This window comes from Streptomyces sp. SID5464 (assembly GCF_009862985.1).
GTDB lineage: Bacteria > Actinomycetota > Actinomycetes > Streptomycetales > Streptomycetaceae > Streptomyces > Streptomyces chartreusis_D.
Genome location: NZ_WWIQ01000011.1, coordinates 70,167 through 76,999 on the forward strand (window position 1 = coordinate 70,167; position 6,833 = coordinate 76,999).

4 protein-coding genes are annotated in these 6,833 nt (G+C 68.5%); 2 read left to right on the plus strand and 2 right to left on the minus strand.

The annotated features are described in order from the left end of the window. Window positions 1-53: 53 nt before the first annotated feature. Together GTY47_RS12735 and GTY47_RS12740 are read right to left on the minus strand one after the other, a co-directional pair. Complete coding sequence (locus GTY47_RS12735; protein WP_010045565.1) at window positions 54-1,283, minus strand: metallophosphoesterase; 1,230 nt, start codon at window positions 1,281-1,283, stop codon at window positions 54-56. Window positions 1,284-1,543: 260 nt separating this feature from the next. Then, complete coding sequence (locus GTY47_RS12740) at window positions 1,544-3,010, minus strand: non-reducing end alpha-L-arabinofuranosidase family hydrolase (RefSeq protein WP_010045567.1); 1,467 nt, start codon at window positions 3,008-3,010, stop codon at window positions 1,544-1,546. 654 nt (window positions 3,011-3,664) lie between these two features. On the opposite strand from GTY47_RS12740, the gene GTY47_RS12745 reads away from it, so the two are divergent. Continuing rightward, entirely contained in the window at window positions 3,665-5,095 is a 1,431-nt protein-coding gene (locus GTY47_RS12745) for an endo-1,4-beta-xylanase (RefSeq protein ID WP_010045570.1), read from the plus strand. Window positions 5,096-5,126: 31 nt separating this feature from the next. Next, entirely contained in the window at window positions 5,127-6,500 is a 1,374-nt protein-coding gene (locus tag GTY47_RS12750) for an RICIN domain-containing protein (RefSeq protein ID WP_102514908.1), read from the plus strand. Window positions 6,501-6,833: the final 333 nt, after the last annotated feature.

A 6,833-nucleotide genomic window follows, 5' to 3' on the forward strand; every position in this document is an offset into this window, starting at 1 on the left:
AAAAACCTGAACAGCAGGCCGCTCGCGGGTCGCGGGCGGCCTGTCCGGCTCGGCTACGGACGACCGGGACGCGGGGGCTTCACTGGGGAGCGGAGCACGAGCAGGGTGATCTCGCTGGGGGCGAAGACGCGGAACGGCGGGCCCCAGAAACCGGTGCCGCGGCTGGTGTAGAGGAGGGTGCGGGTGCCGTGGTGGCTGAGGCCGGCGAGGGCGGGCTGGTCGATGCGGACCAGGTGGTGGAAGGGCCAGATCTGGCCGCCGTGGGTGTGGCCGGAGAGTTGGAGGTCGATGCCGACGGCTGCCGCCCGGTCGACGAACTTCGGCTGGTGTGCCAGGAGCAGGACGGGCAGGTCGGGGTCGGCGCCGTTCAAGGCTCCGGCGAGGTGGGCGCGGTGGCCCGCCAGGCCGGAGGACTCGGCGGTGACGTCATCCACGCCGGCGACCACGAGGGTGTCGCCTCCGCGTTCGAGCAGCAGGTGGCGGTTGCGCAGCGGCTCCCAGCCCAGCTCGCCCATGAGGTCGACCCAGCCCTGGGCCTCGCTGTAGTACTCGTGGTTGCCGGTGACGTAGACACGAGCCCGGGTGGCCCGCACGGTACCGAGTGGGACGGCCTGGGCGCGACGGCGTTCGGCCGTGCCGTCCGCGATGTCGCCGGTGTGGCAGACCAGGTCGGCTTCCAGAGAGTTCACCGTCTCGCAGACCCGCGCCGACCAGCGAGTGCGATCGAGCGGGCCGTAGTGGGTGTCGGTGATGAGGACGACGCGGATGCCGTCCAGCCCGGCACCCAACCGGGGGAGTTGCACGTCGAGTCGGCGCACGCGCGGCACGCGGCGGGCTTCGGCGTACCCCCAGGCGAGTAGCACGGCGGTTGTGCCGAGGACGGCCCATGTGACGATTCGGGCCCGGTCCTGACTCTCGCCGACGCCGGCCACGGTCAGGGCGAGCCGCAAGGGGACGCCGAGCAGAACGGACCAGGTGAACAGGGCCCAGCTGGTGCCCAGCAGGGTGTCACCGACGATCGCCGCCCGGTCCTGCTGACGCCGGCCGTGGCCGCGCACCATGGCGAGCGGCATACCGACGAGGCCGAGGGCGAACAGGGCGGTGCCGACCAGTGCGACGGGCAGCGGCCAGTGCTGGCCGGTGTGCAGGAGCACCCAGCAGGGCACGGCCCACAGCAGGACGGGGGCGATCAGGGGGATGTAGCGCATCAGGCGGTGCAGTCGGCTCTCCTGGGGAGCTTGCGCTTCGCCGTCGGCGGGTCGGGTGTTGCTGGTGTCGGTCACGCTTCCCCTCCCGGACCAGGCTGCCGTCTCGCGCACTGTATCCGGTCGCCCTCGGGCCGGCCGGACCGGCGTCCATGGGCGCGGCCCCTCGGGGCGAAGGGTAGGACGAACCACTCACTCGGGCTGGTGAGCGTTGCCCGGCCCCGCGCTCCGTCGCCGTACGAGCGCTGACGTTGTCGCGTGACCCGACCCGGGCGGGCTCGGCCTTCCGCCGAGCCCGCCGCCCGGCTCCGTACCGGAGCCGGGCTGGTGTCACGCCGTCAGCGCCGCAGTGTCAGCAGACCCGGACGGTAGGGCAGGAGGCCGTAGTCGCCGCCGGAGTTGGGGCTGCGCCCCTGGTAGAGCAACTGCAGATTGCAGGGATCGACGGTCATGGTCTGATCGGGGCTGGTGCGGATCAGCTCGCCGTGGCTGATGTCGTTGGTCCAGGTGGCGCCGCTGTTGGCCTTGCCGGCGAAGGGATTGCTCTCGGTCGCGGCCTGGGGTGTCCAGGTGCCGTTCAGACTGGTGGCCGTGAACGAGCGGAAGTAGCGCCCCTGCGAGCCGATCGCCTCGACGATCATGAGGTAGCGGTTCTGGCCCTGGAGCTTGTAGACCTGCGGGGCTTCGAACAGGTTGTTCGTCGTATCGCTCATGACCACTGTCGAGTTCGAGCCGAAGCTGCCCGGGAAGTTCCCGATCGGCATACTGGCCCGGTAGATCTTGCCGTTGTCGCCGGCGAAGAACAGGTACATGTTCGTCCCGTCAGCGATGAGCGTCTGGTCGATGGGTCCTGTTCCGGAGCCGGAGATGCTTCCGGAGAAGAGCACCTGCTCGGATGACCAGCCATTCGGGTTGGTGGGGTCGCTCGACGTCCGGTAGGAGAAGGCCGTCCTGCCCCACTGGTAGGCGAGCACCCAGATGTTCTTCGGCGCGAAGTAGAAGAGCGTGGGCGCGACGGTGGAATTCGACATCGTGTTCTGGCTGGCCGAGGCCATCTCTGACCAGTTGGTGAACAGGCCGAAGTTCATCGAACCCCAGCGCGTCCCCGTGTCGTGCGTCGTCGCATAGACGAGTTGCCTGCCGTTGTACGGGACGACGGTGAAGTCCTTGAGCGAGACCCACCCCGGCTTGGGCTGCGCCAGCGCGCCCGTTGACGTCCAGCGGTATGTCGACGGAAGGTCGCACGGGCCGGGATTGTCGGCGCCGACCTTGACGAGCTGCCACTGCTGGTTGCTGCCGCCCCAGTCGTCGTACTGGACGACGTTCGCGTTGTCGGCGGTGGAGGCGCCTTGTACTTCGAGTGCCTTGTTGCTGTGGCGCGAAATGAGCCTCACGTAGCCGTCCGAGCTGTCGGCCAGTCGCCACTGCTGGTTGGTGGCGTTCAGGTCGGCCCACTGGACGATCGAGCCGCCGTTCGCGGTGGACCAGTTGTGGACGTCCAGGACCTTGCCGGAGTGGCGGGACTTGATGCGGTAGTAGCCGCCCCCGGAATCGACGAACTGCCACTGCTGCTGGTTCTGATCGTTTCTGGTCCACTGGGTGATGCGGGCGCCGTCGTTGGTCGCCATGTTGTAGACGTCCAGCGCCTTGCCGCTGTTGCGGTTGACCAGCACGTACGAGGCGTTGGGGTCTACCGTCGCCGCGCCGGCGGGCTGGGCGCCGAGGAAGGTGGCCACGAGCAGCAAGGGCGCGAGGACGGCGAGTAAGCGTCTGAGACGGACCGGGGACGGGTGGCGAAACCACATCGGAGGGCCCTCCTTTGGGGGGCGGGGGTGAGGTGACCCCGATGAACCGCGGAGCGGACTGCCGGGGCAGGGACAAATCTCGAAACGTTTCGAGGAATTCCCGGAAGCTTTGACGCCACAAGCTAGGAATGCGAGGCCCTCCGGTCAAGGCTTGTCGCCGATCTGTCCACAAACAGCGCATCGTCCAGCACATGGCGTCCGCACGCTCGTCCCGGCCCCGGCGCTGCGGTATCCGTCGACGGAGGCGCCGGGGGTTCGCCGTCCGGCGCGCAGGGGATCCCTGAATGTTTCGGTCGAGGATCCGAAACTTCTTCTGCGGGAAGTATTGACGATCATCGTCAAGACCTCAATCATCCCTGTCTGAGGAAGCGGCCATCGTTCGAGATATCGAGCCACGTCGGCCCTGAGCCATCTGTGCTGCACGGCAGATCCACGCAGACCACGCACAGCCGCACGACAGATCCGCGCACCAAAGCACCTGCAACCTGCGCCACCCCGTCACGTTCCGGTGAGGTTCGCACAGCGTGACCGTGGCGTCCGGTGATTCCGTGCCGCCCGGGTTCCGGCCCGCCCTGTCCGTCTGCCGAGTGGGAGCGGACGACGCATTCCCCTGCGCTTCGGTCCTTCCGTGATTTCTACCTTGGAGGCACAGCCATGGGCGCATATGCCCTTCCCAGACCCGCTATCCGCCGGAAGATCCGCGGCCTGTTCCTGGCGCTGGTCGTCGGCGTCCTCGGCGTGGTCGCCGCACTGGTCTCGCCGCCGACCGCACACGCCGCCGAGAGCACGCTCGGCGCCGCGGCGGCACAGAGCGGCCGCTACTTCGGCACCGCCATCGCCTCGGGCAGGCTGGGCGACTCGGCGTACACGGCGATCGCGGGCCGTGAGTTCAACATGGTGACGGCCGAGAACGAGATGAAGATCGACGCCACCGAACCGCAGCGGGGCCAGTTCAACTTCACCGCCGGTGACCGCGTCTACAACTGGGCGGTGCAGAACGGCAAGCAGGTGCGCGGCCACACCCTGGCCTGGCACTCCCAGCAGCCCGGCTGGATGCAGAGCCTCAGCGGCAGCACGCTGCGCCAGGCGATGATCAACCACATCAACGGCGTGATGGCCCACTACAAGGGCAAGATCGCCCAGTGGGACGTCGTGAACGAGGCCTTCGCCGACGGCAGTTCGGGAGCCCGGCGCGACTCCAACCTCCAGCGCACCGGCAACGACTGGATCGAGGTCGCCTTCCGCACCGCGCGCGCCGCCGACCCGGCCGCCAAGCTCTGCTACAACGACTACAACGTCGAGAACTGGACCTGGGCCAAGACCCAGGCCATGTACGCCATGGTCAGGGACTTCAAGCAGCGCGGCGTGCCGATCGACTGCGTCGGCTTCCAGTCGCACTTCAACAGCGGCAGCCCGTACAACAGCAACTTCCGCACCACCCTGCAGAACTTCGCCGCCCTCGGCGTCGACGTGGCCATCACCGAGCTCGACATCCAGGGCGCCCCGGCCTCGACCTACGCCAACGTGACCAACGACTGTCTGGCCGTCCCGCGCTGCCTCGGCATCACCGTCTGGGGTGTGCGCGACTCCGACTCCTGGCGACCGGAGCACACGCCGCTGCTGTTCAACCGCGACGGCAGCAAGAAGCCCGCTTACACCGCCGTCCTCAACGCACTCAACGGCGGCACCTCCACGCCCCCTGCGGATTCCGGACAGATCAAGGGCGTCGGTTCGGGCCGCTGCCTGGACGTGCCCGGCACCAGTACCACCGACGGCACCCAGCTCCACCTGTGGGACTGCCACAACGGCACCAACCAGCAGTGGACGTACACCGCCGCCGGCGAGCTCAGGGTCTACGGCAACAAGTGCCTGGACGCCGCCGGCACGGGCAACGGCGCGAAAGTCCAGATCTACAGCTGCTGGGGCGGCGACAACCAGAAATGGCGCCTCAACTCCGACGGATCCATCGTCGGCGTCCAGTCCGGCCTCTGCCTCGACGCCGTCGCAAGTGGCACCGCCAACGGCACCCTGATCCAGCTCTACTCCTGCTCGAACGGCAGCAACCAACGCTGGACCCGCACCTGATGGGACCTGCCACGAACGAAGGGGTGAATCGATGAAGACCTACGGTGCGGCTTCCCCCGCCCCTCCACGAACACATCGCTGGTGGTCCCGCCTCGCCGCCGTGGTGACGGCGACCCTCGCGATCGGCATGCTCGCCGCGGTGAAGCCGACGCCCGCCGAGGCGGCGACGGTGGACACCAATGCCTGGTACGTCCTGGTCAATCGCAACAGCGGCAAGGCGCTGGACGTCTCCGGCACCTCCACCGCCGACGGCGCGCGGGTGAGCCAGTGGACGCGCCACGACGGAGCCAACCAGCAGTGGCAGTTCGTGGACTCGGGCGGCGGCTTCTACCGCCTCAAGGCCCGGCATTCGGACAAGGTCCTCGACGTGGCCGGCGCCTCGACCGCTGACGGTGCCGCGATCCAGCAGTGGGCCGACCACAACGGGGCCAACCAGCAGTTCCGCCTGGCCGACTCCGAAGCGGGCCACGTCCGGCTGATCAACCGCAACAGCGGCAAGGCGGTGGAGGTGCAGGGCTCCTCCACCGCCGACGGCGGCAACGTCGTCCAGTACACCGACTGGGGCGGCGCCAACCAGCAGTGGCAGTTGGTCAAGCTGTCGTCCGGTGGTGGCGCCGGCGGATGCGGCAACGCCCCGGCTCTGACGAGCGGTACGCACACGATTCAGAGCGGGGGCAAGACCCGCAGCTTCATCCTCAGGGTGCCCGCCAACTACGACAACACCCACCGCTACCGGCTGATCTTCGCGTTCCACTGGCGGGGCGGAACCGCCGGTGACGTCGCCTCGGGCGGCACGAGCGGGAGCGCCTGGTCCTACTACGGCCAGCAGGAACAGTCGAACAACACCGCGATCCTCGTCGCCCCCCAGGGCCTCGGCAACGGCTGGGCCAATTCCGGCGGTGAGGACATCACCTTCGTCGACGACATGATCCGGCGGATCGAGGGCGGCCTCTGTGTCAACCCGGCACAGCGTTTCGCCACGGGATTCAGCTGGGGCGGCGGAATGAGCTACGCACTCGCATGCAGCCGGGCGAACGTCTTCAGGGCCGTCGCGGTCATATCCGGCGCCGAGATCAGCGGGTGCAGCGGCGGCACCCAGCCCATCGCCTACTTCGGAATCCACGGCGTCAGCGACTCCGTCCTCAACATCGCGCAAGGACGGTCCCTGCGCGACAGGTTCGTCCGCAACAACGGCTGCGCCGCCCAGAGCCCGCGCGAGCCCGCGCCGGGCAGCCGAACGCACATCACCACCACCTACTCGGGCTGCCGTGCCGGATACCCGGTCCAATGGGCCGCCTTCGACGGAGGCCACATACCCGGTCCGGTCGACGGCTCCCCCAACGAAAGCGGCGTCGCCACCTGGACCAAAGCAGAGATCTGGAGGTTCTTCGCACAGTTCCAGTGACACGCCCTCACCACGGGTGGAGCCAGGATGATCCTGGCTCCACCCTCCGGCTTCACGCTCCGGAAGAAGCCGAGTTTCTGAGGGCTGTGAGAACAGAGCATCTCTCTGGCCTTCTGGGCCAGGCCGAAGCAGCGGACTCGTCCAGCCGGCGTGCCGACCGTGATCCTCACCACCGACGAGCTCGTCGAGCAGTGCCTCGTCCGCCACGGGAGCCGGTCACATCTGCGCGCGCGCCGGTTGTACCGGAGGGGCTGCCCGGCCGCTTCCGTCGCCGGGGGAGACGTATGCCGCCCGCGGCCGTCACCGCCAGCGCGCCCAGCAGGGCGAGTACGG

What these genes read in the sequence shown, in the direction of transcription:
- GTY47_RS12740 (WP_010045567.1), bottom strand. Translation starts at nt 3,010, where the DNA reads ATGTGGTTTCGCCACCCGTCCCCGGTCCGTCTCAGACGCTTACTCGCC.
- GTY47_RS12745 (WP_010045570.1), top strand. Translation starts at nt 3,665, where the DNA reads ATGGGCGCATATGCCCTTCCCAGACCCGCTATCCGCCGGAAGATCCGC.
- GTY47_RS12750 (WP_102514908.1), top strand. Translation starts at nt 5,127, where the DNA reads ATGAAGACCTACGGTGCGGCTTCCCCCGCCCCTCCACGAACACATCGC.